The 24,527-nt window shown below is 67.1% G+C and carries 24 protein-coding genes and 1 pseudogene; 21 read left to right on the top strand and 4 right to left on the bottom strand.

Going from position 1 to position 24,527, the window contains the following annotated elements; genetic code table 11:
* Positions 1 to 60: 60 nt before the first annotated feature.
* Positions 61 to 1,317, bottom strand: a complete 1,257-nt coding sequence (locus ACMW4R_RS03030; RefSeq protein ID WP_418299112.1) for a hypothetical protein — start codon at positions 1,315 to 1,317, stop codon at positions 61 to 63.
* Between the two features lie 189 nt (positions 1,318 to 1,506).
* Here ACMW4R_RS03030 and rpsF point away from each other — a divergent pair, with 189 nt between their 5' ends.
* From rpsF to ACMW4R_RS03000, 6 genes are all read left to right on the top strand, one after another.
* A complete protein-coding gene (gene rpsF, locus ACMW4R_RS03025; protein ID WP_013584644.1) occupies positions 1,507 to 1,899 on the top strand; it encodes a 30S ribosomal protein S6 in 393 nt (130 codons plus the stop codon).
* A 5-nt stretch (positions 1,900 to 1,904) separates the two neighbouring features.
* Positions 1,905 to 2,414 (top strand): single-stranded DNA-binding protein, encoded by a 510-nt coding sequence (locus tag ACMW4R_RS03020; RefSeq protein ID WP_058597357.1) that lies wholly within the window; start codon positions 1,905 to 1,907, stop codon positions 2,412 to 2,414.
* Between the two features lie 104 nt (positions 2,415 to 2,518).
* Positions 2,519 to 2,773 carry a 30S ribosomal protein S18 gene (gene rpsR, locus ACMW4R_RS03015; RefSeq protein WP_013584646.1) on the top strand — a complete coding sequence of 85 codons (255 nt, stop codon included), beginning with the start codon at positions 2,519 to 2,521 and terminating at the stop codon, positions 2,771 to 2,773.
* Between the two features lie 10 nt (positions 2,774 to 2,783).
* Complete coding sequence (gene rplI, locus ACMW4R_RS03010; RefSeq protein WP_058597356.1) at positions 2,784 to 3,236, top strand: 50S ribosomal protein L9; 453 nt, start codon at positions 2,784 to 2,786, stop codon at positions 3,234 to 3,236.
* 294 nt (positions 3,237 to 3,530) lie between these two features.
* Positions 3,531 to 4,841 carry an amidohydrolase family protein gene (locus ACMW4R_RS03005; protein WP_418299111.1) on the top strand — a complete coding sequence of 437 codons (1,311 nt, stop codon included), beginning with the start codon at positions 3,531 to 3,533 and terminating at the stop codon, positions 4,839 to 4,841.
* Complete coding sequence (locus ACMW4R_RS03000; protein WP_418299110.1) at positions 4,838 to 5,296, top strand: cupin domain-containing protein; 459 nt, start codon at positions 4,838 to 4,840, stop codon at positions 5,294 to 5,296. The genes ACMW4R_RS03005 and ACMW4R_RS03000 overlap by 4 nt, the downstream gene beginning before the upstream one ends.
* A gap of 111 nt (positions 5,297 to 5,407) precedes the next feature.
* Here ACMW4R_RS03000 and ACMW4R_RS02995 read toward each other — a convergent pair whose 3' ends face one another.
* Entirely contained in the window at positions 5,408 to 6,778 is a 1,371-nt protein-coding gene (locus ACMW4R_RS02995) for a chaplin family protein (RefSeq protein WP_418299109.1), read from the bottom strand.
* A gap of 78 nt (positions 6,779 to 6,856) precedes the next feature.
* Positions 6,857 to 7,969 carry a hypothetical protein gene (locus tag ACMW4R_RS02990; protein ID WP_418299108.1) on the bottom strand — a complete coding sequence of 371 codons (1,113 nt, stop codon included), beginning with the start codon at positions 7,967 to 7,969 and terminating at the stop codon, positions 6,857 to 6,859.
* Between the two features lie 662 nt (positions 7,970 to 8,631).
* Here ACMW4R_RS02990 and dnaB point away from each other — a divergent pair.
* From dnaB to ACMW4R_RS02920, 14 genes and pseudogenes are all read left to right on the top strand, one after another.
* Entirely contained in the window at positions 8,632 to 9,927 is a 1,296-nt protein-coding gene (gene dnaB, locus ACMW4R_RS02985) for a replicative DNA helicase (RefSeq protein WP_418299884.1), read from the top strand.
* Between the two features lie 243 nt (positions 9,928 to 10,170).
* Positions 10,171 to 11,223, top strand: coding sequence for a nucleotidyltransferase (locus ACMW4R_RS02980; protein ID WP_418299107.1), 1,053 nt, complete (start codon positions 10,171 to 10,173; stop codon positions 11,221 to 11,223).
* 22 nt (positions 11,224 to 11,245) lie between these two features.
* Entirely contained in the window at positions 11,246 to 12,802 is a 1,557-nt protein-coding gene (locus ACMW4R_RS02975) for a HesA/MoeB/ThiF family protein (protein WP_418299106.1), read from the top strand.
* The gene (locus ACMW4R_RS02970) at positions 12,795 to 13,280 is read left to right on the top strand and encodes a Mov34/MPN/PAD-1 family protein (RefSeq protein WP_418299105.1); all 486 of its coding nucleotides are present in this window, start codon (positions 12,795 to 12,797) and stop codon (positions 13,278 to 13,280) included. Before ACMW4R_RS02975 ends, ACMW4R_RS02970 begins: the two co-directional genes overlap by 8 nt.
* Entirely contained in the window at positions 13,273 to 14,004 is a 732-nt protein-coding gene (locus ACMW4R_RS02965) for a DUF6602 domain-containing protein (protein ID WP_418299104.1), read from the top strand. The genes ACMW4R_RS02970 and ACMW4R_RS02965 overlap by 8 nt, the downstream gene beginning before the upstream one ends.
* A gap of 651 nt (positions 14,005 to 14,655) precedes the next feature.
* Positions 14,656 to 15,732 (top strand): SIR2 family protein, encoded by a 1,077-nt coding sequence (locus ACMW4R_RS02960; protein WP_418299103.1) that lies wholly within the window; start codon positions 14,656 to 14,658, stop codon positions 15,730 to 15,732.
* On the top strand, positions 15,729 to 17,462 hold the full coding sequence (locus ACMW4R_RS02955; RefSeq protein WP_418299102.1) for an ATP-binding protein: 1,734 nt from the start codon (positions 15,729 to 15,731) through the stop codon (positions 17,460 to 17,462). Before ACMW4R_RS02960 ends, ACMW4R_RS02955 begins: the two co-directional genes overlap by 4 nt.
* A gap of 149 nt (positions 17,463 to 17,611) precedes the next feature.
* Positions 17,612 to 18,412 (top strand): alpha/beta fold hydrolase, encoded by an 801-nt coding sequence (locus tag ACMW4R_RS02950; protein ID WP_418299101.1) that lies wholly within the window; start codon positions 17,612 to 17,614, stop codon positions 18,410 to 18,412.
* A 188-nt stretch (positions 18,413 to 18,600) separates the two neighbouring features.
* Positions 18,601 to 19,500, top strand: coding sequence for a VOC family protein (locus ACMW4R_RS02945; protein ID WP_418299100.1), 900 nt, complete (start codon positions 18,601 to 18,603; stop codon positions 19,498 to 19,500).
* Positions 19,497 to 20,135, top strand: a complete 639-nt coding sequence (locus ACMW4R_RS02940) for a GTP cyclohydrolase II (RefSeq protein WP_418299099.1) — start codon at positions 19,497 to 19,499, stop codon at positions 20,133 to 20,135. Before ACMW4R_RS02945 ends, ACMW4R_RS02940 begins: the two co-directional genes overlap by 4 nt.
* 41 nt (positions 20,136 to 20,176) lie before the next feature.
* Entirely contained in the window at positions 20,177 to 20,659 is a 483-nt protein-coding gene (locus tag ACMW4R_RS02935; RefSeq protein ID WP_418299098.1) for a MarR family winged helix-turn-helix transcriptional regulator, read from the top strand.
* A 34-nt stretch (positions 20,660 to 20,693) separates the two neighbouring features.
* Positions 20,694 to 21,382 (top strand): annotated as a pseudogene (locus ACMW4R_RS02930) (Type 1 glutamine amidotransferase-like domain-containing protein).
* Positions 21,383 to 21,408: 26 nt separating this feature from the next.
* Positions 21,409 to 21,789 carry a bleomycin resistance protein gene (locus ACMW4R_RS02925; protein WP_418299097.1) on the top strand — a complete coding sequence of 127 codons (381 nt, stop codon included), beginning with the start codon at positions 21,409 to 21,411 and terminating at the stop codon, positions 21,787 to 21,789.
* 37 nt (positions 21,790 to 21,826) lie between these two features.
* On the top strand, positions 21,827 to 22,219 hold the full coding sequence (locus ACMW4R_RS02920) for an Imm70 family immunity protein (protein ID WP_418299096.1): 393 nt from the start codon (positions 21,827 to 21,829) through the stop codon (positions 22,217 to 22,219).
* A gap of 9 nt (positions 22,220 to 22,228) precedes the next feature.
* Here the strand turns inward: ACMW4R_RS02920 and ACMW4R_RS02915 are convergent, their stop codons facing one another.
* A complete protein-coding gene (locus ACMW4R_RS02915) occupies positions 22,229 to 22,807 on the bottom strand; it encodes a hypothetical protein (protein WP_418299095.1) in 579 nt (192 codons plus the stop codon).
* 518 nt (positions 22,808 to 23,325) lie between these two features.
* On the opposite strand from ACMW4R_RS02915, the gene ACMW4R_RS02910 reads away from it, so the two are divergent.
* Positions 23,326 to 24,030, top strand: a complete 705-nt coding sequence (locus ACMW4R_RS02910; protein WP_418299094.1) for a hypothetical protein — start codon at positions 23,326 to 23,328, stop codon at positions 24,028 to 24,030.
* The last annotated feature ends 497 nt before the right edge of the window (positions 24,031 to 24,527 follow it).

Genomic DNA, 24,527 nt, shown 5'->3' with positions numbered 1-24,527 from the left:
GGGTCTCGTCGTGCGCGGCCCACGTTACCGAGCCGTGCTCACCCGGCGCCGTACCGCCCGTCAGGGCAGGAACAGGACGGGGAGGAGCAGGAACGCGCCGATCAGGACGAAACCCAGCGCCAGCACGCCACCGATGATCCCGAGCGCCAACCAGGGAACGCCCCGGCGCAGGCGCCGACCCGGGGGAGCGACGCCGGGCGGCGCCGACAGCGGCAGCGGCGCGACGGGGACGGGAGCGGATGCCGCGCCTCCCGGCATCCCTCCGCTCGGGGCCGCGAGGCCCGCCGCGCCCAGGCCCGCCGCAGCGCCCGGGCCCGCCGCAGCGCCCGGGCCCGCCGCAGCGCCCGCGCCCGGCATAACGCCCGCCCCCGGCCCCCACGGCACGCCCGGATCAGCGGCCGGCAGCAGCCGGTCGTCGCGCCAGCGCTCCCACTGCGCGAGCTTGTCGAGCAGGGCCGACAGCAGCGAGAACGTCCAGGCCCAGCGCCCGGGGTCGAGGGTCGACATGTCGTCCGACGAGTACAGGAACAGCCAGTCGTCGACGATCTCGACGTCGAACACGGCGGCGTTGTCGATGAAACGCGCCATCACGTCGGGGGTGAAGAGATACAGCGCGTCGCGCTCGTACCCCTGCGGGCAGTACAGCCGGAAGTACCGGTCGAAGTCGCCCTCGAGGCTGAGGTGCTGGTCGCGGCCGAACGTGCCGAGTGAGATGTTGTTGCCCGAAGCGTCCAGGACGATGTGGGGGAGGGGCACGTTGAGCTTGATCGCGATGTACCCCCACCGCACGGTCGTCTGGTTCTTCCCGTTGCTCACCGTGTATCGGTAGTTGCCGACCTCGACGAACCGCGGCTCCCGTCCGCGCAGCACGTCGACGGCGGTCCGCCCGCTCCCACGCGAGAAGATCGAGCCCGGCAGCGGGGGCTCGCTGATCGACGGCACGTACTCCATGCTCACGGCCTGCGCGAAGCGCGCGAGCCGCCAGCGGCGCTCCTGCGCGATGCGCTCGCCGCGCAGCCCGAAGAAGAACGCCCCGACGATCACCCCGACGCACAGCAGCACCGGAAGGCCGAACAGGATGCCGATGAAGATCGCACCCTCTTTGAGCACCGACGCGAAGACGATCAGGAAGAACAGCCCGACGAGCGCGAATCCGCCGATGAAGACGAGCATCACGATGTAGACGACGATCGCGGCGACCTTGCCGCCCTCGTTGATGCGACCCTCTCGGCGCAGCCGGGTCGTGAAAGCCTTCGCCGCGGCGGTGTCGACGGGTTCCACCAGCGCGCGTGCGTCGAACGGTCGAATTCCCGGCATCCGTCCCCCCACGGTCGTGATTCACATCCACGTTACCCAGGACGATTCCGCCGAGCGAGGTGGCATCCGTTAGACTATGAAGGTTGTCTGGCGACGCCCATGCGCGTATAAGCCCACGACGACGTGCAACACACCCTCCTGCTGCCGGGAAATGCCCGTCAGCCGTTCTAGTCCGAAGGAGGTGGGTTAGTGACGCACCAGTACGAACTCATGGTCATCTTCGATCCCGAGGTCGACGAGCGCCAGGTCGCTCCGAAGCTCGACGGATTCCTCAAGGTCATCACGGCCGATGGAGGAACCATCGACAAGGTCGACATCTGGGGCCGCCGTCGTCTCGCCTACGAGATCCGCAAGAAGAACGAGGGCATCTACGCCGTCGTCAACTTCGTCGCGACCAGCGAGGCCACGAACGAGCTCGATCGTCAGCTCAAGCTGAACGAGCAGATCATGCGCACCAAGGTCCTCCGTGCCGAAGAAGCGATCGCTCAGGTCGCCGCCGAAGCCAAGCGCTCCGAGGAGAAGGCCGCTCGCAAGGCTGCCGCTCCCCGCAAGGTCGAGTCCGCCGAGAAGGCTGCGAAGTAACGACGATGGCCGGCGAAACCGTCATCACCGTTGTGGGCAACCTCACGGCCGACCCCGAGCTGCGCTACACGCAGAACGGTCTTCCGGTCGCGAACTTCACCATCGCGTCGACTCCCCGCACGTTCGACCGTCAGGCGAACGAGTGGAAAGACGGCGAGGCGCTGTTCCTGCGTGCCTCGGTGTGGCGCGAATTCGCCGAGCACGTCGCCGGTTCGCTGACGAAGGGCAGCCGTGTCATCGCGACCGGTCGCCTCAAGCAGCGTTCGTACCAGGACCGCGAGGGCAACAACCGCACCTCCATCGAACTCGAAGTCGATGAGATCGGCCCCTCGCTCCGCTACGCGACCGCGCAGGTCACCCGTGCCGCTTCCGGCGGCGGCGGTGGCGGCGGTCAGCGCCCGCAGGTGCAGCAGTCCAACGACGAGCCGTGGTCGACCCCCGGCTCGAACAGCGGCAACAGCGGTGCCGACGCGTGGAGCACTCCTGGTTCCTACGGAGACGACACCCCGTTCTGATCTTCGCCGCGCTCTCGCGAGCACGACGACCCCCTGAAATTCCGGATGCCACACCCCGGTCCGCGTGACCGCCTCGGCATCCGAACCACACGAAAGAAGGAAGCATGGCTGGAAAGGCCACTGGCGACCGCCGCAAGCCGCGGAAGGGCGCGAAGAACGCAGCCCCCGCGAAGGCGATCCGCGTCGGCGTCATCGACTACAAGGACGTCGCAACCCTCCGCAAGTTCATCTCGGAGCGCGGGAAGATCCGCGCCCGTCGTATCACCGGTGTCTCCGTGCAGGAGCAGCGCCTGATCGCCCGCGCCATCAAGAACGCGCGCGAGATGGCTCTCCTGCCCTACGCCGGCGCCGGCCGCTAAGGAGCACCCGATGGCAAAGCTGATTCTCACGAATGAGGTCACCGGGCTCGGTAGCGCCGGTGACGTTGTCGAGGTCAAGAACGGGTACGCCCGCAACTACCTCATCCCGCAGGGCTTCGCCGTGGCTTGGAGCCGCGGTGGCGAGAAGCAGGTCGCGTCGATCCGCGCCGCTCGCGAGGCCCGCGCGATCCACGCGCACGAAGACGCCGTGGCCCTGAAGAACACGCTCGAGTCGAACACGGTCAAGCTGTCGGTCAAGGCCGGCAACGAGGGTCGCCTGTTCGGTTCGGTCAAGCCGGGCGACGTCGCCGACGCCGTCAAGGCCGCCGGTCTGGGCGAGCTCGACAAGCGCAAGATCCAGATCACCTCGGCGATCAAGTCGGTGGGCGAGCACGAGGCGACCGTTCGTCTGCGTGACGACGTCACCGCCGTGATCACCCTCCAGGTGGTCGCCGCGAAGTAATTCGCGACGCACGATTCGGCCCCGCTCCTGCTTCGGCAGGGCGGGGCCTTTTCGCGTCCCCGGGGAGGACCCTGAGCTCGTCGAAGGGTCCGGGGTGGCTCCGACGAGCTCAGCTACCGTGCGGCGGGGTCGGTGGGTTTGGGGCGCGTTCTTCCGTTCGGGGCGGGGTATTCCGTGCCCCAAACGGAAGAATGCGCCCCAAAACCGTGCGGTGGGGGAGGCCCTGAGCCTGTCGAAGGGTGAGGGTGCGCAGCGCGACACACGCCCGTCACACCGCGACCCTAGGCTGACGCCGTGCAAGAGCGTGCCGGTCGAGTCGTCGTGTACTCGGCATCCCTCGTTCTGCCGATCACCGCCCCGCCCATCCGAGGTGGGGCGATCGCCGTGGCGGCGGGGTGCATCCGGCACGTGGGGGAGCGCGAGTGGGTCGTGCACGAGCTGCGCACCCGCGGGATCCCTTTCGACGAGGTGCACTGGTCGGGTGTCCTCACTCCCGGGCTCGTCAACGCGCACGCGCATCTGCAGTACACCGGCATGGCCGAGGTGGGCCGCGGCATGTACGGCGGCTTCGACGACTGGGCGCGCGCGTTCCAGGTCGTGTACGAGACTCCCCACGACTGGGGAGCGGATGCCAGAGCCGGAGCGAACGCGATGATCGCCGCCGGCACCACCGCCGTCGCCGATGTCGTCACCGACGTCGAGGCCGCCTCGGCGCTGCACGACGCTCGTCTGCACGGGATCACCTACTGGGAGGTGATGAGCTGGACCAACGACGCGTGGGCCGAACGAGGCCGCGCGGAGGTCGAAGCGCGCCTCGACGCGCTGCCCTCGCCGCCCGGGACCGGTCTCTCGCCGCACGCGCCGTACTCGCTCGACGTCGAGCCGCTGCTGGAGATCCCCGACATCGTGCGCGAGCGGGGGAGTCGCCTTCACATTCACCTCGGCGAGGCCGCGTTCGAACGGGAGCACGGCGAGGCGGCCCCGTGGCGCGAGCAGCGTCCGGCCAGCTTCCAGGCGCTGCGCGAGCAGGGATTCGGCACCGGGGCGACGGAGTTCGTCGACGAGCTCGGTGTGCTCGGACCCGATTGCCACATCGCGCACGGTGTCTACATGACCGCGCGCGATCGCGCGACGCTCCGCGCGCGGGGGACCACCGTGGCGCTCTGCCCGCGGTCCAACGCCGTCATCGGACTCGATGAGCCGCCGGTGGCCGCATACCTCGTCGAGGGCAACGCGCTGGCGGTCGGCACCGACTCGCTGTCGTCGTCGCCGTCGCTCGATCTGCTCGCCGATGTCGCCGCGCTGCACCGGCTCGCGCGGGCGCAGGGCTACACCGGTCGCGACCTGTCGGAGCTGCTGCTGCGCGCGGCGACTCTGGGCGGGGCGCACGCGATGGGCCTCGACACCGGTCCCACGCGCACGGGCTACCTGGCGGTGGGGGCGGTGGCGGATCTGGCGTTCTTCGACATCCCGGTGTCGGAGGTGGATGCCACGATCGAACACCTCGTTGTGGCCGGGTCTGCGACCGCGGCCGCGACGTTCATCGACGGCGAGGCGCGTTTCACCTCGCCCGCCTTCATCCGCGAGACAGGAGTGCGCGCATGACCGACCGTGATGAGACCGCCGGCGCGGGGGACGACCGCCCGCAGACCGCGCGATTGCTCGACCTCGAGCCGCACCCCGAGGGCGGGTGGTTCCGTCGCATGTGGACGGGGTCGTACGCCGTCGACACCCCCGCGGGTGAGCGACCCGCGGCGACCTGCATCCATTACCTGTTGCAGCCCGATGAGCGCAGCGCGTGGCACGTCGTCACGAGCGACGAGGTGTGGCTGTGGCACGGCCCCGGCGCGCTCGAGCTGTCGCTCGGCGGGTCGGGCACCGAGCCGGGCGAGGCGCAGACGATCACACTGGGCCCCGACCTCGCCGCCGGTCACGTGCTGCAGCACACCGTTCCGGCGGGGGTGTGGCAGGCGGCACGGCCCTCGGGCGACGCCGAGGTCGTGGTGAGCTGCCTCGTGTCGCCGGGGTTCAGCTTCGACGATTGGCGCCTGGCCGACTGACAACGTCGGCGCGCTGCACGACACCGGGCTCCGAGCGCGCCACGACACCGGATGCCGCGACAGCGCGTCGGCATCCGGTGTCTTCCGGCGAGGGTCAGTGCCCTCCGCGACTCACGAGAGCGAGCGGCGGCGGCGCAGCAGCACGCCTCCCATCAGCAGCGCGAGCAGGCCGGCGATACCGAGTCCGAGGGCCGTGGAGCCGTCGGTCCCGGTGACCGCGAGCGTCTTCGCGGCGTTCGTCGAGAGCGGCGTCACCGAGCTCGTCGAAGCGACCGAACCGACGACGGGGGTGCCGCCAGTGGTGGTGTGACCGCCGGGGGTTCCCGGCGTTCCCGGCGTCCCCGGGGTGCCGGGGGTGCCGGGGGTGCCGGGCGTGCCGGGGGTGCCGGGGGTGCCGGGGGTGCCGGGGGTGCCGGGTGTTCCGGGGGTGCCGGGGGTTCCCGGGGTGCCGGGCGTTCCGGGGGTGCCGGGGGTTCCCGGGGTGCCGGGCGTTCCGGGAGTACCGGGCGTTCCGGGGGTTCCCGGGGTGCCGGGCGTGCCGCCGGTGTGCGAGCCGTCGGTGGTGCTGTCACCGATGACCGATACCGCGTTGCCACCGATCGTGACGGGCAGCTGGATCGGGACGATGACCTGGTTGCCGCCGCCGATGCTGCCGGTGCCGTCGGTGACGATCCCCCCGATCAGACCTCCGTCGCCGGCCCCACCCGTGGTGGTCGCGCCCGTGGAGGTGCTGTCACCGATGCCCGAGACGGCGTTGCCGCCCACGGTGACGGGCACTGCGATCGGGATGATGGCCTGGTTGCCACCGAGGAGGCTGTCGGTGCCGTCGGTTTCGACGTCGCCGGTGGAGCCGGTGGTGCCGGTGGTGTCGCCGGTGGTGGTGGCGTTCTCGCTGTGGCTGTCGCCGATCACCGAGACGGCGTTGCCGCCGATGGTGACGGGCACCGCGATCGGGATGATGGCCTGGTTGCCGCCGCCGATGCTGCCGGTGCCGTCCGTGGTCACGGAATCCGTCTTTCCGGGCACCTCGTGGGTGGGGGGCGGTGTGACGGGCAGCGGGGGCTGCTCCGGAGCCGTCTCCGGCTCGGCAGCGGGCTCGGCAGGCGCCGAGGTGTCGGCGTCCTCGCTGTGGCTGTCGCCGATCACCGAGACGGCGTTTCCGCCGACCGTGATGGGCACGTCGACCGAGATGATCCCCTGGTTGCCCGAGGCCACTCCGTCGCTGCCGTCGGTGGTCGTCACCGGGGCGGCATCCGGAGCGGGCGCCGAGGTGTCGGCATCCTCGCTGTGGCTGTCGCCGATCACCGAGACGGCGTTTCCGCCGACGGTGATGGGCAGGTCGACCGACACAGCGGCCTGGTCGCCCGAGAGCAGACTGTCCGCTCCCGAGGTCTCCGCGGCATTGGCGATGCCGCATCCGAGGACGGCCAGGCCGCCCCCGACGAGCGCGCCCAGCAGGGCACGCGAGTAGAACTTGCGCATGAGTGTTTCTCCTGTGTGTGAGTGAGGGTGCGCGAACGCGCGGGGTCGTCTGCCGTGCGGGGCACGGCGCGACCGTCCTCAGTCAGGAGAGACGTCGGTGGCGAAGACGGGGCTCCCCGGCAGATCGTCGTCGACGTTGTGGCGCAGAGCGAGAAGCAGCAACCCGGCGCCGAAGGCGGCGTTGGCGGGCGTTGCGACGGGGGAGGGGGCGGCGGCGGAGCTTCCGGATGCCGACGAGCCAGGGACGCCCGACACGCTCTGTGCGGCGAGGGGCGTCTGATCGTCGGTGGGAACCGCGGGGGACGCGGGGGCGGCGATCTGCGCCGGCGGCGCGGAGTGCGCCGCGGCGGTGAAGAACGCGGCGGTCGCGCGAGCGTGCGCGAAGAGCGCATCGGTGGGGTCGGCCGGGGGAGCCGTCGACGGTGCGCCCATCGCCAACGAGGACGTGGGGTCGGTCGCCACCGGCGCGGCCGGCGGCGTGACGACTCCGCCCGGCTCGACCGGCATCGGGACCGTCGGCACGACGGGAATCGCGGGGATGACGGGCGTCACCGGGGCGACGGGGTCGACCGAGGGCAGCTCGCCGATGATCACCGGAACCGTACCGTCGACCGTGTCGCCCACGTCGGTGACGACGTCCCCGAGGCCCGTGTCGTCGACGATGGGTCCGACCACGGGCAGCGCCTCGACGGTGTCGACGATGGGCTCGACGATCGTGCCGCCCACGCCTGAGTCGACGACATCGGACACCCCCTGCGTCGCGTCGTCGACAACGGTGTCGACCGTGCCGAGTGCCCCATCGGACACGTCACCCGCCGTGTCGGTGACGGCAGCCGCCGTGTCGGTGACGGCGTCGGTCACCGTGTCGGTGATCTCGGTGACCGGGGCTGCGACGGGCTCGGGCAGCGCTTCGGCGACGGTGTCGGAGACGGATGCCGCGGTGTCGGCCACGTGATCGGTGACAGGTTCGACGGCATCGGTGACGGGGCGGGCGACGTCGGCGACCGCATCGGTCGCGTCGTCGACGGTCGAGGCGATTCCGCCGAGCAGACCGAATCCCCCGCCGTCATCGGCCGACGCGGACGTCACCGAGAGGACGAGCGAGAGGAGCGCGAGGGCGAATGCCGCGCAGGCGCCGGCGATGAGCAATCGCAGCGTGTGCGACACTCCCCGCTTCGCCGTGGCATCCATCGATGCACCCCCAAAGAATCGTCAACGACTCTGCGGCGGCAACGGTACGCCTGCGTCGGCGGGTTCGATAGGGCGGGGGTGAAATCTCGGTAGTCGGTAAGTAACAGCGGGATGACGGGCGACACGCCGGATGGGAAAAATGATTTGACAGCAGGGACCTTGGATGGCTAGGCGTCCGGCGAGTTATCCCCCGAGTTGTGCACATGCGAACCCCGTAGCGCACAACCTTCAAGCCGAAGTTCACGCAGGTTTCAAACACAAAAGCTGTGGACAGATTTATCCCAGGTCAGACAGCTCTTATTGCCCAAAATTCGTATCCATCCACCTAGTTGTCCACAGTAGTTGTGCACAGACGTGGCGGCGTTTCCCGCAAGCTCTCCACAGAGTTATCCACAGGTCTGTTTGCATGTGGAGACGGTGGTATCTAGCGTGGGTGCAGCCCCTCGGGCACCCCCTTCACCACCGGCGCGCGTCGATGTCGGATGTTGGTGATTTCATGCTGGCGAGATCGTCCCACCCGCAGCGTTCCCGACCTTCCCACGCGCGCGCGCGAGGAGGTGAGGGGGCGTCGGAGCACTGAAGGAGAGCACGTGTCGATCGCTGACATCGCCGAAGAGCGTCTCGGAAAAGCGCCGCGCCCCGAGCGCACCCCGCCGCACGACATGCTGGCCGAGCAGAGCGCGCTGGGCGGGATGCTCCTGTCGAAGGATGCCGTGGCGGATGTCATCGAGACCCTTCGCGGCCCCGACTTCTACGTGCCGAAGCACGAGCTGATCTTCGAGGCGATCCTCACCCTCTACTCGCACGGTGAGCCGACCGACGTCGTCGCCGTCACCGACGAGCTCATCAAGACCGGCGAGCTGCAGCGCGCCGGCGGGCCCGACTATCTCCACACCCTCACTTCGATTGTCCCGACCGCTGCGAACGCCGGTTACTACGCGTCGATCGTCGCCGAGCGCGCTCTGCTCCGCCGCCTCGTCGAGGCGGGCACCCGCATCGTGCAGATGGGTTACGCCGGCGAGGGCGACCCGACCGAGCTCGTCAACAGCGCGCAGGCCGAGATCTACAACGTCTCGGGCGACGACAGCGCCGAGGACTACATCCCCCTGACGGTGGCCGTGGATGCCGCTGTCGACGAGATCGAGGCCGCCCGCGGTCGCGACGGCTCGATGACCGGCATCCCCACCGGCTTCGCCGGTCTCGATCAGCTGACCAACGGTCTGCACCCGGGTCAGATGATCGTGCTCGCCGCGCGTCCCGCCATGGGTAAGTCGACGCTCGCGCTCGACTTCGCCCGCGCGGCCGCGATCAAGTCGAACGCGCCCTGCATCTTCTTCTCGCTCGAGATGGGCCGGTCCGAGATCGCGATGCGCCTGCTGAGCGCCGAAGGCGCCATCCCGCTGCAGAGCATGCGCAAGGGCACGCTCGACTCCCGCGACTGGACCACCGTCGCCGCCACCCGTGGCCGCATCAACGACGCCCCGCTCTACATCGACGACAGCCCGAACATGACGCTCGTCGAGATCCGGGCGAAGTGCCGTCGCCTGAAGCAGCGCGAGGGTCTGAAGATGGTCGTCATCGACTACCTGCAGCTGCTCACGAGCGGTAAGCGCGTGGAGTCGCGTCAGCAGGAGGTCAGTGAGTTCTCGCGTGCGCTGAAGCTGATGGCGAAGGAGCTGCAGGTTCCCGTCATCGCGCTGTCGCAGCTGAACCGTGGTGCCGAGCAGCGCGCCGACAAGAAGCCCGCCCTGAGCGACCTGCGTGAGTCGGGCTCGATCGAGCAGGATGCCGACATGGTCGTGTTGCTGCACCGCGAGGCCGCGTACGAGAAGGACTCCCCGCGCGCCGGTGAGGCGGATCTGATCGTGGCGAAGCACCGTAACGGTCCGACGGACACGATCACGGTGGCGTTCCAGGGGCACTATTCGCGGTTCGCGGATATGGCGCCGGGGATGTAACCAGCCATTCTGTAGGTTCATCGGCGATGATGGCGGATTCTCAGATGAAGTGGCGGATACATGGCGGTTCCGCCATCTTCCTGAGAATGCGGTGCGGCGCGGTGGCTGCCGCCGTAGGCGCTCGCTTCGTCACTCGCCAGGTGTCGGGGGGCGCCGTTACTGTCTGAGGTCGGCGAAAGGTTCGAGGATGGGCTAGCAGCCGCCAACGTGTCGAGTGCTTGAGCGATGTAGAGGATGCGATCTATGGAGATCCTGGGGGATCAGTTCGAAGACGCCGTGTCGAATGTGTCGATCAGCGGTGATAAGCGGCAGCGCGCGATTGCGGCTCACACCGAGGTCAGAGAGCTGCTAGAGACGGATTCCGGTCTCATGGAGTGGGGGATCGACACGATCCTGATCGGGTCGTATGCGCGCGAGACCGGCCGCTACCCGGGGAAGGATGTCGACGTCTTCCTCCGTTTCAAGGCACTGTCGACGTCGTTCAATCCGACGACGATCTATGACCGGGTTGCGAGGGTCTTGATCGCTCACTACGGGCTAGTTGAGCACGGTGGCCGTGTGACACTGCAGGCGCGGAGCGTGAAGATCGACTTCGCGGCGCCGGGGGCGCAGGCTGACTTGGCGTTCAGCGTTGATGCTGTTCCAGCCGTCCCTTGGGGGGAGCACTGGGGGATCCCGACTCGAGACCGCGATTCCTGGTCGGAGCCGTCGACGCGATGGATCAAGACGAGTCCAGTGTTGTTCGCCGCGGAGACGGATGCGCTCTCGACGAGTGCGTCGAGTCCGACGGTGGGAGCCCGGAATGCGTACAAGCCGGTGGTGCGGCTGTTGCGGCAGGTGCGCCACACGCACCTGGCTGACGCAAAGCCGGGCGGCTTGTATGTCGAGATCGCCGCGTACTACGCATGGAAGGCCGGTCGCGTGGTCGGCGATTCGTGGGCCGAGTTGCTCGCATGCTCGCTCCGCGAGGTCGCCGCCGAGTTCGAACGAGCGGCAGCGGCGGGGTTGTCCGACCCCATTCTCGGGACGCCGCTTCGTCCTGCTCTCGCCGAGGCTCAGTGGCAGATCGCTTCGGAACGATTCGCCCAGTTGGCGTCCCGGGCCGAGCAAGCGCTCCGCGCAGATGCGTGCGCCGCGGCGGCGATCTGGCGAGAGATCCTTGGTTCGAATGACCGCGGCCAGGTGCTTCCCCTTCCGCCCGGTTGCGGAGCGGATGGGCGCCCGATTCTCGGCGTTGCGGCGGTGAGCGCGACGGGACCGGCGCGGGCTCGGGGTTTCGCGCGCCCGAACTGGTGACGGCGTCGTGTCGGGGTCTTTCGTGTACGACCAGGCGGCGTTTGAGGCCTTTTGTGCGGAGCTGGTCCGCGCGGGCTTCAGCCCTACGGTCGGCTCAGGAGGGCGCCACTGGACCGGCGCAATTCCGGAGTCCCTCGAACCGCTCACCGATGCCGGTGTGATGGAGATCGCGATCACCGACGGGTGGCCGGCGGTGGCCGCCAAGGCGTTCGTCCCGGGGTTGACCGCTGATCATGTGCTGCCGAAGTCGGGATACATCTGCCTGTGGGCCGACGACGATCCGGCGCAGATTCACGGACAGACATGGGGCGCGTTCTCCGCGCGTCTGGATCGTTGGGCCGCGAGTGCGCGGGACGGGTTCGAGCTTGAGGACCGTGCGCTTGACTCGTGGGTCCTGTTCCCGGGGATCGCCGCTGTTCGCGCCGAACTCGACTTGCCGGCACTGCTAGGGACACCTCGCAACGGTGACGTCCATGTCGTCCACGGGAAGTCCAAAGCGATCCTTACTCTCACGAAGAACGCACGCGACGATCACCCGCTGGAGGGTGTGGTGATGTACCGCGACAGTGTGCGGATGGCCCCCCGCTCTCTCGACGAGTTCCGTGCTGCTCTCACGCGTCGGCAGCGGGACAATCTCAACCATGGTCTTGCGCGGCGCGGCGGCGCGGCTCAAGGGGAGGCGAGCGGTGGATATGACTTCGCGGTTCTCGCTTGGCCGAAGTACGGGCAGTTTGAGGCGCTGGTGCTCTCCTTCGCTGGCGCCGGAGCGGAGCTGGTTGCCTCTCCGCACTCGACCTCGCCGAGTGATGTGGCTAGCCGCATTCGGCGTGCTGGACCCGATGCCAGCATTCTGCAGAGGAAGCGCGTACTCGTGGCCGGTGTGGGAGCGGTGGGCGGTCAGGTCGCGCTGTCGCTGGCGTGTAGCGGTGTTGGTGAGCTCTACCTTCGTGACGATGATGATCTCCGCTCGGTGAACCTTGCTCGGCATGTCCTCGATGACTACCTCGTCGGGTACTCGAAGACCGTGGGGTTGAGCGTGAGGATCGCGGGTTCTGCACCGTGGTGTCGGACGGTGGAGGGAGCGGCGCTTCCGTTGGACCCGGAACAGGTCGCGGACGTCATCCGAGGGTTCGACCTTGTGGTCGATTGCACGGGCATGTTCGCTGCTACTTTTGCGCTCGCCCGCGCATGCGAGTTGGAGAACGTACCGCTTGTGTCAGTGTCGCTGCATCGCGCCGGCCGCCTGTTTCGCATCCAGCGGCAAACCCATGGGGATGTGCCAATTCTGCAGCGCACGAGCCCGGCGTTCCCGGCGATCCCTCCTGGTGACCACGAGGATACGGAGGGATTCCTGGAGCTCGGCTGCACCGCCCCGGTACACAACGCGCCGCCGACTGCCGTCCTCCGAGCGGCCGCCGACGCAGCGCTCGTGGCAGTGGACCTTCTCACGGGTCGCAACACCGGCGCGCAGGACGTCGTCACCGTTCTCCATCCGATTGACGCCGCACCATTCGATACGCGAGGCAGCCTCGTGTTTCCGGCGGCAGAGGGGCGGGAACAGGAGTGGGCGAATGCCTAGCACGACGGTGCATGTCTCTGAGTCGGCCCTCGACACGATCCGCGCGGCGGCGACTCTGTCCCATCCGTTGGAGACCGGCGGGATCCTCGTCGGGGTCCACACCAGTCGGTACCCGTGGGTCACCCACGCCGTCGAAGTTCGCACCGCCGAACGAGGGCATACCGCGTATCGCCTCCCCGCCGGCGTGACGCGACGAGCGGTGAGCCAGCTGCGCGATCTGGATCCGCGGGTGGGGTATCTCGGGGATTGGCACTCTCACCCGATGGATGTCCCCGCCAGCGCGACTGACAGGCTGACCACCGTGACGACAGCGGTCCGCACGATGCAGCCGACCTTGCTGCTGATCGCACGATGCGTCGAGGACCAGTACGCGATCGACCTGCACGTCGCGCGCGGTGTCCGGCTGCGGACGTGTGCCATGATCCCGGCGGGCGACCTGCCGGTCCCGTCGACAGAGAGCGAGCACACACATGGTTGAACCGTTCGACCTCGCCAAGGCCTACACGGCTAAGCAGGATCACATGCTCACCGGGCTCGGACTCATGCCCCAGTTCACCGATCATCCCGGGACGAAGGGCGACGCGACAGAGGAGCAGTGGACCAGCGTGCTCCGAGAGTTCCTTCCTCAGCGGTACGGCGTGGGGCCGATCTTCGCAATCGACTCCCTCGGGCAGCAGAGCGGTCAGATCGACATCGGCATCTACGATCGGCAGTATTCACCCCTGTTCTTCGAACAGGGGAACGTGAGCTTCGTGCCCGCGGAAAGCGTGTACGCGGTGTGCGAGGTGAAACCTCGCATGAACAAGGACAACCTCGATTACGCCCGGGATAAGGTCGCGAGCGTCCGCCGACTTCACCGAACCTCAGCGGAAATCCGGCACGCCGGCGGCACCTACCCGCCACAGGGCCCAGACACCAAGCCGATTCTGGGTGTCTTTCTCAGCACAGACCTCGACTGGAGCGACATCCGCGGTGCCGCGGCCGTCGGGTCTATCGCCGAGGACCAGCCCACAGCGCTTGATCTCGGCATCGCCGTTCGCGGCGGCGCGTTCGACCGGACGGATGGGGTCGCCTACGCGCCGCCCGGACAGGAGCTCATCTGGTTCGCGACACGTCTGTATCGCGCCCTCTCCCGGCTGGGCACGGCGCTGGCGATCGATCTCGATGCGTACTACCTGCCGTTGCAGTCGCCGGCCGGTTAGGAAGCTGCGCGCTGCGCCGCGGCCTGCCGGTCGGCGGCGTAGCGCCGGGCGTCTTCCCACCAGTAGTTGTCGCGGATTCTGTAGAGGAGAGTTCGTTCGCCGGGGACGCGGCCGACGAACTCGAGGAAGTGCGCGTCGCGAAGCTTGTGGATCAGAGGTGGACGATGCTGCCCAGCAAGCCGGTCGCCTCGACGATCTACTTGGGTGAGAAGGTGTCGCCTTCGAGGGCGGCGATCTCGATGACGACAGCGTTCATATAGCTGTTGTCAAAGAACAGCCGGGACTCCTCCGGTGCGATGGGCTCCACTATCGTCATGCCCCGAGTTTCGCGTACGTCGCCGACGCCGGGCACGTGCGCGAAGGTGATTCCGAGGCGATCTCCCTCCGGTGTTGTCTATCTCACGTACACAACTTGATTCTTGCCGTTTCGAGGGTTCAACGAATGTGACATTCACTAGAACGTACGTCACATCGTACGTAGTTGCTGAACATGCAAGAGCGATTCGGTACGACGTGACTTACGTAATCGTGGTGGTTTCGTGCATTATTGCGCGTGAGAGCGGGCGCCCATGATGGCCGCATGATTGCAGACCGGGCGGCCGCCGCAGACGCTAGTGCGAGCCGGTTCCCGTACCGGGGAGGGTCGGGACTGTGACCGGGCACCGAGAGGGGAAAGTGGCGATAACTCAAGACAGCGTCTACACGTACGTGCAGGGGCTGTTCCAACGAGGTGTGGTGATCATCGTCGGCTCCGGCGCGTCCTGCGCGTATGGACTTCCCAGTATGGGTGAGTTGGCTGAACACCTGCGCGTCGCTGTGCCCGAACACACTCCCGATGATGACGTGCTCGCATTGCGGGAGTGGGGACGAATCGCAACAGGCTTGGCTGCCGGCGAAGGTCTTGAGTCCGCGCTCGGGGAGCAGCCGTTGCCTGAGTCACTCGCAGACGTACTCACGATGGCCATCACCGATCGGGTTCGGCTCTCAGAAGGAGCGGCGATCGCGGAGATCCTTCAAGCTGAACAGGCGTCCGCTTTCGGACGCCTGTTTGAACACATCCTGCGCTCGGCGACGCATGCAGATGTGGTCACCACCAACTATGACCGCCTGATTGAGGTGCACGCCGCTCGCGCTGGTGTGCGAGTGGACTCCATGTACTACGGGCACACCATAGGTCGGATGGATGCGGCTCTCAGCCATGAAGAGCTCTATGAGGCTCATGCTCCCGCTGGACGCGGCGCACGCGGCGTCACGGTACGCACGCGGCCGCACATTCGTTTGGCCAAGCCGCACGGCAGTCTCGACTGGTTCGCTCACGAAGGACAGTACTTTCGGAGTGACCTCGCCATCCCGGGGTCACGGCAGATCATCGCGCCGGGGGGCAACAAGTACAGGCTCGGCTATGAGGTCCCGTTCGACCAGCAGCGCAATCGCGCCAACCAGGCAATCGATGGAGCGGCCTCGCTATTCACTGTGGGATACGGCTTCAACGACGAGCATCTCCAGACCCATCTGCGCTCGAGGTTTGCTCAGGTGCCGGCCGTCGTAGTCAGTCGCTCCCTCACTACGAATGCCCTTGGCTACCTCGATTCGAACCCGAGCGCGATCGGCATCGAGGCCACCGAGCACGGAGCAGGGTGCCGGATCGTTCAAGGTGGCGACCATCTGGAACTCGACATCCCACTGTGGGATTTGGAACACCTGGTAAAGGAAGTGCTCAGCATATGACCGACTCTGCCCTTGACTTCCCCCGCGAAGCAGCCCTCGGACGCGTCTTCAGAGTGGACACGGCGAGCGTCTGGGCTGAGGCTGTAGACCACGAGCGGTTGACTCGCATCGGTGTTGGTAGCCTGATCGCCTTCCAAGGATCCAACCCGTCCGAGTTCCTCGTTGGCATGCTTGATCGAGTTACCCGCGATCTCCAGGAAGAAGCCCTGCTCGAAGAGATAAGTCCAGACGGTGATGTCCCGGTGGAGATACGTCAGCGGGATCTCCTACGTGTCGTCCTGCTCGGCACGTACCGCATAGTCGATGGCACCAGGAAGAACACCTTCAAGCGTGGCGCTGACAGCTATCCGCTCGTCGAGTCGCTGTGCTGGGTGATCGACGGCCCCAACCTGCAACGGCTCATGGGTCTGCTCGCCAGCCAGCTCGATCCGGAGAAGCGGCTACGTCTAGGAACTTTCGTCGCTGATCCCACAGCTGAGGCCGTCGCAGACGGTGATCGCCTCTTTCAGCGGCACGCGGCGCTGCTGGGCAGTACTGGGTCGGGCAAGAGTTGGGCAGTTGCTCTCATCCTCGAGCGGGCCAAGTCGCTCGCTCATCCAAACCTTGTCGTATTCGACATGCATGGTGAGTACACGCCCCTGGCCGAGGGCGACGTCCCTATCGCGCGCGGATTCCACATCGCAGGGCCGGGGCAAACGCCGGACGACGATCACGCTCTCTACTTGCCGTGGTGGCTACTCAACCAAGAGGAAATGCAAGCCCTCCTGCTCGACCGATCCGAGGAGAACGCACCCAACCAGGCTGCCCGGCTGACCCATCACGTGCGCGCACTGAAGCATGATCGGCTTGTTGCGGATGGCAAGACCGAGCTCGCCGCGAGATTCACTGTTGACAGTCCGGTCCCCTACGACCTCTCTGGACTCGTTGGACGCCTATCTGCCGATGATGCTGAGATGGTGCCAGGCGCGGGTGGCCGCGAGAAGCAAGGACCGTTTTTTGGAAGGCTGACACGACTCGTGAGTCGGATGGAGGCAAGGATCAGTGACCGCCGGTACGGATTCATGTTCAGCCCGCCGGCCGACCATCTCGGCTACGACTGGCTTCATGCCTTCGCCAAGCGTCTTCTCGGCACCGCTCCTGGAATCAAAGTCATTGACTTCAGCGAAGTGCCGAGCGATGTCTTGCCGATCGTTGTCGGGGTCATGGCACGTGTGCTTTACGAGATCCACTTCTGGACAGCTGAAGACAAGCGCACGCCAGTAACGCTCGTCTGCGACGAGGCGCACCTCTACCTGCCTGTCGGAAACGCAGGAGCAGCTGACCTTCGAGCCCTTGACTCCTTCGAACGAATCGCAAAGGAAGGCCGGAAGTACGGGATCTCGCTGCTCGTCGTTAGCCAGCGGCCGTCGGATGTAAGTCGTACAGTGCTCTCCCAGTGCAACAACTTCATCGCTCTTCGTCTCACCAACGATCAGGACCAAGCCGTCGTCAAGCGACTCATGCCCGACAGCATGGACGGGCTCACCGCAGCGCTGCCGCTCCTGGATGTTGGAGAAGCGCTCCTGCTGGGTGACGCAATTATCCTCCCGACTCGTATCCGGCTCGACGCGCCAAAAGTCAGGCCCACCAGCGCCACGAAGAACTTTTGGACCGACTGGAACAGCGCGCCAGTCGAGGAAGAAGCGCTCATCGCGGCAGTCGAGGCGATGCGGACGCAGTCGCGCCGCTAGCCAGCGGCGGGGAGCCTAAGAGTGCGAGAGTAGGAATCCGCCATCTCGCGTGGAATCCCGACCTCGAAACCACTGCCAACTATCGTGGAATCGCGGCGATCCCCGCCACCTCCAGCGGGAACCTACAGGTCGGTGAGTGTCGGATGATCATGGAGCCTGAACCGGCGTCGGGTGGGAACCCGGTCGTCCTCCTGCACGGTTGGCCGGGGCTACCTTCGGACTATCGGGCCGTCACGCCCCTCCTGTCGGGTACTCGCGTACTGGTCCCGACGCTCGCAGGATTCGGGACCGGATACACCGGTCCGATCGACGCGGACGATGCCACCGCAGACTCCTATGCCCGGCGCCTCCTCAGCGAACTCGATGCCGAGGGTGTCACGAGCGGAGTGACGATCGTCGGCTACGACATCGGCAGCCGCATCGCTCAATCCGCTCTACGCGCAGACCCGGACCGCTTCATCGGCGCGGTCCTCACGCCCGGATATCCAGGAATCGGCGAACGGGCAGGCGCCGCAGAGTACGCCGAGCGGTTCTGGTACCAGCACTTCCACCGCACGCCGCTGGCAGCCGAGCTCATCGACGGCAACGAGAACAACGTCGCCTCCTACCTTGATTGGGTGTGGACGCAATGGTCCGGACCCGACGCGCCGCAGCGGCATCCACACCGCGATGACCTCATCGCCGCCTACAGCAGGCCCGGAGCCTTCCACGCCAGCATCCAGTGGTACACCGCCAACCGTGGCTACAGCGGAGCACTCCCACCCATCCACACCCCGTCGACGATCCTCTGGCCGGATGCCGACCCCCTCTTCCCACCCGCATGGGCCGACCGGATCCCCGAATTCTTCTCGACCGCCAGCACGCACTCCGTCGCCGGATGCGGTCACTTCCTCCCCCTCGAGAATCCGGCCGCACTCGCCGACGCGATCCTCCGCCACGCCACCGCGTAGCCCGCACTCCCCGTCAGTGGCGTGTGCGTGACCACCCCTTGCTGATCGCTCCGTCGCGAAAGGGTTTGTGAGCCTCGTCGAGCCCGCCCGAAGATCGTGCGGTCAGTGGGGAATGGCTTTCCCCACTTAGTTGTTGCGTCAACTAACGCGGTCGGACCGTCCGATCCGCAGGCCGAAGGACGTGTTCGATGACCGCTCCCGCGCTGACCTGGCGCCCGTCTCCCCTTCACACCGCCGGCGCGGCGGCCGACGCTACGCGCATGGACACGGTCGAACTCCTTGTCGGAGACCTCGACGCGCAGACGGAGTTCTACCGCCGCGGCGTCACTCTCGACGTGCTCGACCAGTCCGGTCCGCGCGCGACCCTCGGGCGTGACGGTATCCCGATCGTGACCCTCACCCACACGCCCGACCTGCCGCCCTTCCGCCGGCACGACGCCGGACTGTACCACACGGCCATCGCGTTCCCCGATCGCGCGGCGCTCGCCGCGGCGGTCATGTCGATGGCCCGGCACGCGGGGCATCTGTACGAGGGCGCGACGGATCACACGTTCAGCAACGCCTTCTACTTCCACGACCCCGAGGGCAACGGCATCGAGCTCTACTGGGATCGACCGGTCGAGGTCTGGCAGAACAAGCCCGCCGGATGGATGCCGCAGAACCTGGCGATCGACCCGAACGCCTTCCTTCGCGAGCACTTCGACCCCTCGCGCGAGAGCACCGACGAGGCCACGATCGGCCACGTGCACCTCCAGGTCGGCGACATCCCGACGGCGCGCCGCTTCTACGTCGACACCCTCGGCTTCGACGTCGTCATGGACCTCGGGTCCGCGCTGTTCATCTCCGCCGGCGGCTACCACCACCACATCGGCATGAACACATGGCACAGCGCCGGCGCCGGCCCGCGTGCGGTCTCGCTCGGCCTGGGCGATGTCCGTCTCCGGATGCCAGAGCGCAGTGACGTGCTGGCCCTCGCCGATCGTGCCCGCCACGCTGGCATCGCCACGGAGGACGACGGGCGGAGTCTCCGGCTCCGCGATCCCTGGGGAACCCTGTTGACCGTCACGCCGGAAGAAGGTGCGGCATGAACGCGGCGATCTCACTCCTCCCGCGCGCGGAGGTGCGCAACGAGGTGCGTATCCCGCTGCGATTCGCCGACGGCTTCGAGACCACCGCGCGGGTGTCGACGTTCCGTCACCTCGCCGACGGAGCGGAGCACTTGCTCCTGTCGTTCGACGGAACCTCACAGAGCGACGACGTTCCTCTGGTGCGGCTGCACAGCGAGTGCCTCACGGGCGACGTGTTCGGTTCGGAGCGGTGCGACTGCGGCCCGCAGCTGCGCGAAGCCGTCGAGCGGCTGTCGATCGAGGGTGGCGCGCTGCTCTACCTGCGGCAGGAGGGCCGTGGCATCGGGCTGTACGCGAAGCTCGACGCGTACGCGTTGCAGGATGCCGGACTCGACACCTACGAGGCGAACACCGCCCTGGGGCACGGGGAAGACGAACGCGATTACACCGCGGCCGCGCAGATGCTCGATGCGGTCGGGGTGCGTGGCATCCGGCTTCTGACGAACAACCCCGACAAGGTCGCGCAGCTGACCGCGCTCGGGATCACCGTCCATGGCGTCGTGCCGACCGGAGTGCACCTGACGGCGGCGAATGCTGGCTATCTGCGGGCGAAGCGCGATCACACCGGCCACCACCTCGACCTCGGGGTAGCGTGAGGGCGCGGTAGCCCTCCCGCTCCCGACGTTCGGAGCACCTGATGACTTACGCCGTTCCGCGCATGACCCCCGAAGAGGGCGAAGCCTGGCTCGGGCTCCTGCGCGTCTGCAATCTGCTGCCGAGCGAGCTCGATGCGCAGTTGTCGCGTGACTCCGGGATGACGCATTACGAGTTCGGCCTCATGTCGTACCTTCGCGCGATGCCCGAGTCGACGGCATCCATGACCGAAATCGCCGAGGCCACGAACGCGACACTCCCGCGGGTGTCGCACGTGTGCCGGCGGTTGGAGGGGCGCGGGCTGGTCGAGAAGTCGATCTCGCCCGCCGATCGACGCGTCAGCATGGCCACCCTGACCGCGGCGGGGCGACGGGAGTTGATCCGCGCGACGCCTCGACACATCGCCACCGCGCGCCGGCTCGTGATCGATGCGCTCTCGCCGGAAGATCTGGCTCACCTCTCGCGGATCACCGCGATTCTCGGGAAGAATCTCGATCCGTCGCACCGGTTCGGCCCGAGGGGATGAAGGAGCGCTCGATGACCACGCGTGTCGGTGAACCATGAAGCTTCTGCTGACCTCCGGCGGGGTCACGAACGACAGCATCCGTGCCGCTCTCGTCGGGCTGCTCGGCAAGCCGATCGAGGAGTCGCGCGCGTTGGTGATCCCGACGGCGCAGTGGGGTCACCCGATGTGCACGCCCGAGAGTCTGTGGCGCGCCGTGTCGGGGAAGACGCGTCTCGTCGAGCTGGGCTGGGAGTCCGTCGGGGTCCTCGAGCTCCTCGCTCTGCCCACCATGCATCGCGAGCGCTGGGAGCCGTGGGTGCGTCAGGCCGACGTCCTCCTCGTCGACGGAGGCGAGGCGGTGTACCTCGCGCACTGGCTGCGCGAGTCGGGGCTCGCTGACCTGCTCCCGTTGGTGTCGGACACGGTGTGGGTCGGGGTGAGCGCCGGCAGCATGGTGCTGACGCCGCGCATCGGGCCGGAGTTCGTCGAGTGGCAGCCGGACGGCCCCGACGAGACGCTCGGTCTCGTCGAGTTCTCGATCTTCCCGCACCTCGACTACCCGGGCTGGTCGTCGAACACTACGGAGAGCGCGCGGCGATGGGCGTCCAAGATCGGCGTGCCGCGGCCTACGCGATCGACGACGAGACGGCCCTCATGGTCGCGGGCGATGAGGTGCGCGTGGTGTCGGAGGGGCACTGGGAGCGGTTCGCCGGCCGGGGTGAGGCGGAGCTTTCGGGCGGGTGAGCGATGGGCGCTGTAGGGTCTGCCGCATGACCGATCGCGCTGTCCCGAACCTGCCGTCTCGCGACTTCGACGCCACGGTCGCCTTCTATGGCGGGTTCGGCTTCGAGCAGGACTACCGGGACGAGGGCTGGCTGATCCTCCGGCGTGGCGGGCTCTCGCTGGAGTTCTTCCCCTTCGTCGACCTCGACCCCGCGAGCAGCTCGTTCATGTGCAGCATCCGGGTCGACGACGTCGACGAGCTGTATCGGCGCATCACATCGGCGGGCGTCGTCGAGAAGACGGTCGGGTTTCCGCGCGTTCATCCGGTGGCGACGCAGCCGTCGGGATTGCGGATCGGCAACCTGGTCGACATCGACGGCACGCAGGTGAACCTGATCGAGAACCCCTCGGCGTCACCGGCGCGATGATCTTTCCTAAGCTCCTGCCATGAGCGTCAGTCTGAGGGTGGGGCCGATCGCGTATCCGATCGGACGCGCTGACTTTCTCGGCTCGTTCTTCGACACCGTCACGGTTCGGCTCGAGGGCGGCACTCGCGGCTCGCGGTTCCCGACGCTCGCGGCTCTCTATGGGGACGGGGAGTTGTCTCCGGATGCCGCCCAGCTCGCCCGCGCGGAACTGGCGAACGTCGAGCGCGAGTTGCGGCGACACCCATCCGCCGACGTGGTCTGGGACATCGATAAGCCGGACGTCAGCCCGCCGTGGGGGAGCGACATCGCCGACACTATCACCTCGCTCGGTGATTACTTCGTGACGGCCGATGGCCGACAGCTCATTGCGGTGATGGATGCCGCGCTCGATGCGAGCGTTCGTACGGGAAAGCCAGTGCGGATCGCCTGACCGCAGACGTCAGGGTTGCCAGAACCCCAGCGCGCAGAGCAGTCGCGTCTCGTCATCGGCATCCGCGGGCGGCTCGATGGCCGGCGGGAACACGCCCCATTGCCGCCACTCGTCGGCGTGCGGGGTGACGTGCTCGTTGAAGCCGGCGACCAGCTCGGGGGAGAGGTGGAAGGGGATGCCGAAGTGCTTCGCGATCGAGTACGCCTGGAACGCGCGATACGTCGCGAGGTGCGCGAAGCCCTCGTCGGCCGGGTAGCCGCCGTAGGTGAACCGGAAGGTCTCGGCGATGTCACCTGATCGCACGGCTGCTGTCGCCTTGTCGTTGAGCGCGTCGTATGACGCGATGGGGTCGTCGCCGAGCAGGTCGACGTCGGCGTACGGGTCGCCGTCCGCAGCGGCGCGGCCCGCGAGCACGTCGGGGATCCAGGCTTCGTCGTAGGCATGGCGCCCGAGGATGCCGAGCAGCGTGGGCGACTCGAGCTGGCTCCACTCCTTCGGCACGGGGGCGGAGAAGTCAGCGGGATCGAGCTGGTCGATGACCTCGCGCAGCGCGGCATCGGCGTGGAGGAAGAGGGCGGCTGGGGTCATGGTGGGGAGGGTACTCCGGGGGTAGGACATGGACCAGAGCTTCGTGGCGCCGACACCGGCATATTCATCGTCGACTGCCGGCCCAGTGAGCTGGAGATCTGAGGACGGCGGTGCGCCGACCGGGCCGTCGCGGATGACGGCATCATGCGAGACTGCGCGGACGGTGGATGCGTGACCGATGTTTCCGAGCTGAGCTATGGCGCAGCGGACGTCCCGCCTGGCTCGGGCGAGTACTCACGCGGTGCCCGCGTCGGCGTCAAACTTCTGGGGGTTCGTATGGCGGCCAAAGATGCCTGGGAGCGGAGTGAGATGTGACCTACCGCAGTGGGATGTCAAGTAAGTCGAAGCCGAAAAGCTCCTCATGTTTAGGCATTCGACTCTTGCTCACGGGGCAGCGCCGCATGCCCGATGGTCCCTATGAGGGCTTGCGATGACTTGCGAGTCTTCGAGTATATGGTGCATGCATGGGGGAATCTCGTAGGTGGCGCAACTTCTCCGGCTCCGGAGGCTCAGACCCGGTGACACGGAGCCTGCACCGTGAGCGACCGGTGCTCGAGGACCGGACCGACTTCCCGTGGGATGACGATCAGCGTACGACCAGCTCTGGCCCTGTGGTCGCGCATTTCGGAGACCTGACAGACCGCGCGGTGCGCTTCATCGAGAGTTCCTCTGCTGTCGTGGGCTGTGTTGCCTGGCTAACGGAGCCGCGCCTACTTGCTGCGCTGGCGGGTCGCGACACGTCGATTGTCGTTCAGAAGGAAGATTTCCTCCGGCCCGATGCACGGTCGGCGGCCGATTGGGCGACGAGGTTGCGAGCTAGCTACGCAGAGCTCCATAATTCATTCGTCCGATTTCAGTTTCCGGAGCCTTTGGGGTCGTCTTCTTACGCCACAGATCCGACTCTGGAGCCAGTTCGCTGCGTAGGGAATCACAACTCGGACAAGTCGCCGGCGATGCCCCGGATGCACCACAAGTTCCTCGTTCGACTGGAGTACAACGAGCGAGCCGAGCCCGCGGTCGATCACCTTCGGCCAGTGGCGGTGTGGACCGGTTCGTTTAACTTCTCCAAGAATGCCGGCTACTCGTTTGAGAATGCGGTCGAGATTGACGACTCCTCTATCGCCGCCGCCTACTTCGCGGAGTTCGCGCGAGTCATGAGTCTTTCGGAACCTCTCGAATGGGAATCCCCCTGGGTTTATCCAGAATGGCGAACCGGAACATGAGCGGTTTCGTTTCTCTGGATAAGTGAAGCGGCTCCGCGCTGACCACGCATTAGGCTCGCAAATTGATCAGTGGTTCGTCCACACAGGCGCGGGCGGGTCGCTAAGCCCGTGCTGCCTTACGTTGCGGACTGGGAGCATCACCGGGGTGCCGATATGACCGGCCGCCGTGCCTTTGAGGCTTACGACACGCTCCGCGACCTGCAGAAGAGCATGGTAGCGGCGAAGTCGGCGTTCGAAGGCGACGCTCGCCCTAGTCGCCCTGAAGCGGCGTTCCCACGGGTCGTCGATGCCCTAAGGCGTCGACGCGAGCGAAACCATGTCGCTTAGCGCGTTCACGCTGCCGCGCAACAAGTGTGGCTACCTGTCGGTCACCGGCCGCTTCGCAGCCAATGGGCGGCCGAACGGGTTGCAGATCTCGGGGTCCCCCGTTCGCGGACCGTGAGACGTTGCAGTTGACAGCGTGGTACCAGGGCCGGTCAGCGGACGCACTACCGGTG

Source organism: Microbacterium sp. S1037, from assembly GCF_048381605.1.
In the GTDB taxonomy this organism is placed as follows: domain Bacteria; phylum Actinomycetota; class Actinomycetes; order Actinomycetales; family Microbacteriaceae; genus Microbacterium; species Microbacterium testaceum_B.
Note: the sequence above shows the minus strand (reverse complement) of the source record. Positions and strands in the feature narration are given on the sequence as shown.

Excerpts from the sequence above, each read along its gene's own strand:
- ACMW4R_RS02945 (WP_418299100.1), top strand. The coding sequence starts at position 18,601 with ATGACCGCTCCCGCGCTGACCTGGCGCCCGTCTCCCCTTCACACCGCC.
- ACMW4R_RS02925 (WP_418299097.1), top strand. The coding sequence starts at position 21,409 with ATGACCGATCGCGCTGTCCCGAACCTGCCGTCTCGCGACTTCGACGCC.
- ACMW4R_RS02980 (WP_418299107.1), top strand. The coding sequence starts at position 10,171 with ATGGAGATCCTGGGGGATCAGTTCGAAGACGCCGTGTCGAATGTGTCG.
- rplI (WP_058597356.1), top strand. The coding sequence starts at position 2,784 with ATGGCAAAGCTGATTCTCACGAATGAGGTCACCGGGCTCGGTAGCGCC.
- ACMW4R_RS02995 (WP_418299109.1), bottom strand. The coding sequence starts at position 6,778 with ATGCGCAAGTTCTACTCGCGTGCCCTGCTGGGCGCGCTCGTCGGGGGC.
- ACMW4R_RS02955 (WP_418299102.1), top strand. The coding sequence starts at position 15,729 with ATGACCGACTCTGCCCTTGACTTCCCCCGCGAAGCAGCCCTCGGACGC.
- ACMW4R_RS02950 (WP_418299101.1), top strand. The coding sequence starts at position 17,612 with ATGGAGCCTGAACCGGCGTCGGGTGGGAACCCGGTCGTCCTCCTGCAC.
- ACMW4R_RS02990 (WP_418299108.1), bottom strand. The coding sequence starts at position 7,969 with ATGGATGCCACGGCGAAGCGGGGAGTGTCGCACACGCTGCGATTGCTC.
- ACMW4R_RS02940 (WP_418299099.1), top strand. The coding sequence starts at position 19,497 with ATGAACGCGGCGATCTCACTCCTCCCGCGCGCGGAGGTGCGCAACGAG.
- ACMW4R_RS03020 (WP_058597357.1), top strand. The coding sequence starts at position 1,905 with ATGGCCGGCGAAACCGTCATCACCGTTGTGGGCAACCTCACGGCCGAC.
- ACMW4R_RS02970 (WP_418299105.1), top strand. The coding sequence starts at position 12,795 with ATGCCTAGCACGACGGTGCATGTCTCTGAGTCGGCCCTCGACACGATC.
- ACMW4R_RS02915 (WP_418299095.1), bottom strand. The coding sequence starts at position 22,807 with ATGACCCCAGCCGCCCTCTTCCTCCACGCCGATGCCGCGCTGCGCGAG.
- ACMW4R_RS03000 (WP_418299110.1), top strand. The coding sequence starts at position 4,838 with ATGACCGACCGTGATGAGACCGCCGGCGCGGGGGACGACCGCCCGCAG.
- ACMW4R_RS03030 (WP_418299112.1), bottom strand. The coding sequence starts at position 1,317 with ATGCCGGGAATTCGACCGTTCGACGCACGCGCGCTGGTGGAACCCGTC.
- rpsR (WP_013584646.1), top strand. The coding sequence starts at position 2,519 with ATGGCTGGAAAGGCCACTGGCGACCGCCGCAAGCCGCGGAAGGGCGCG.
- ACMW4R_RS02935 (WP_418299098.1), top strand. The coding sequence starts at position 20,177 with ATGACTTACGCCGTTCCGCGCATGACCCCCGAAGAGGGCGAAGCCTGG.
- ACMW4R_RS02965 (WP_418299104.1), top strand. The coding sequence starts at position 13,273 with ATGGTTGAACCGTTCGACCTCGCCAAGGCCTACACGGCTAAGCAGGAT.
- dnaB (WP_418299884.1), top strand. The coding sequence starts at position 8,632 with ATGCTGGCCGAGCAGAGCGCGCTGGGCGGGATGCTCCTGTCGAAGGAT.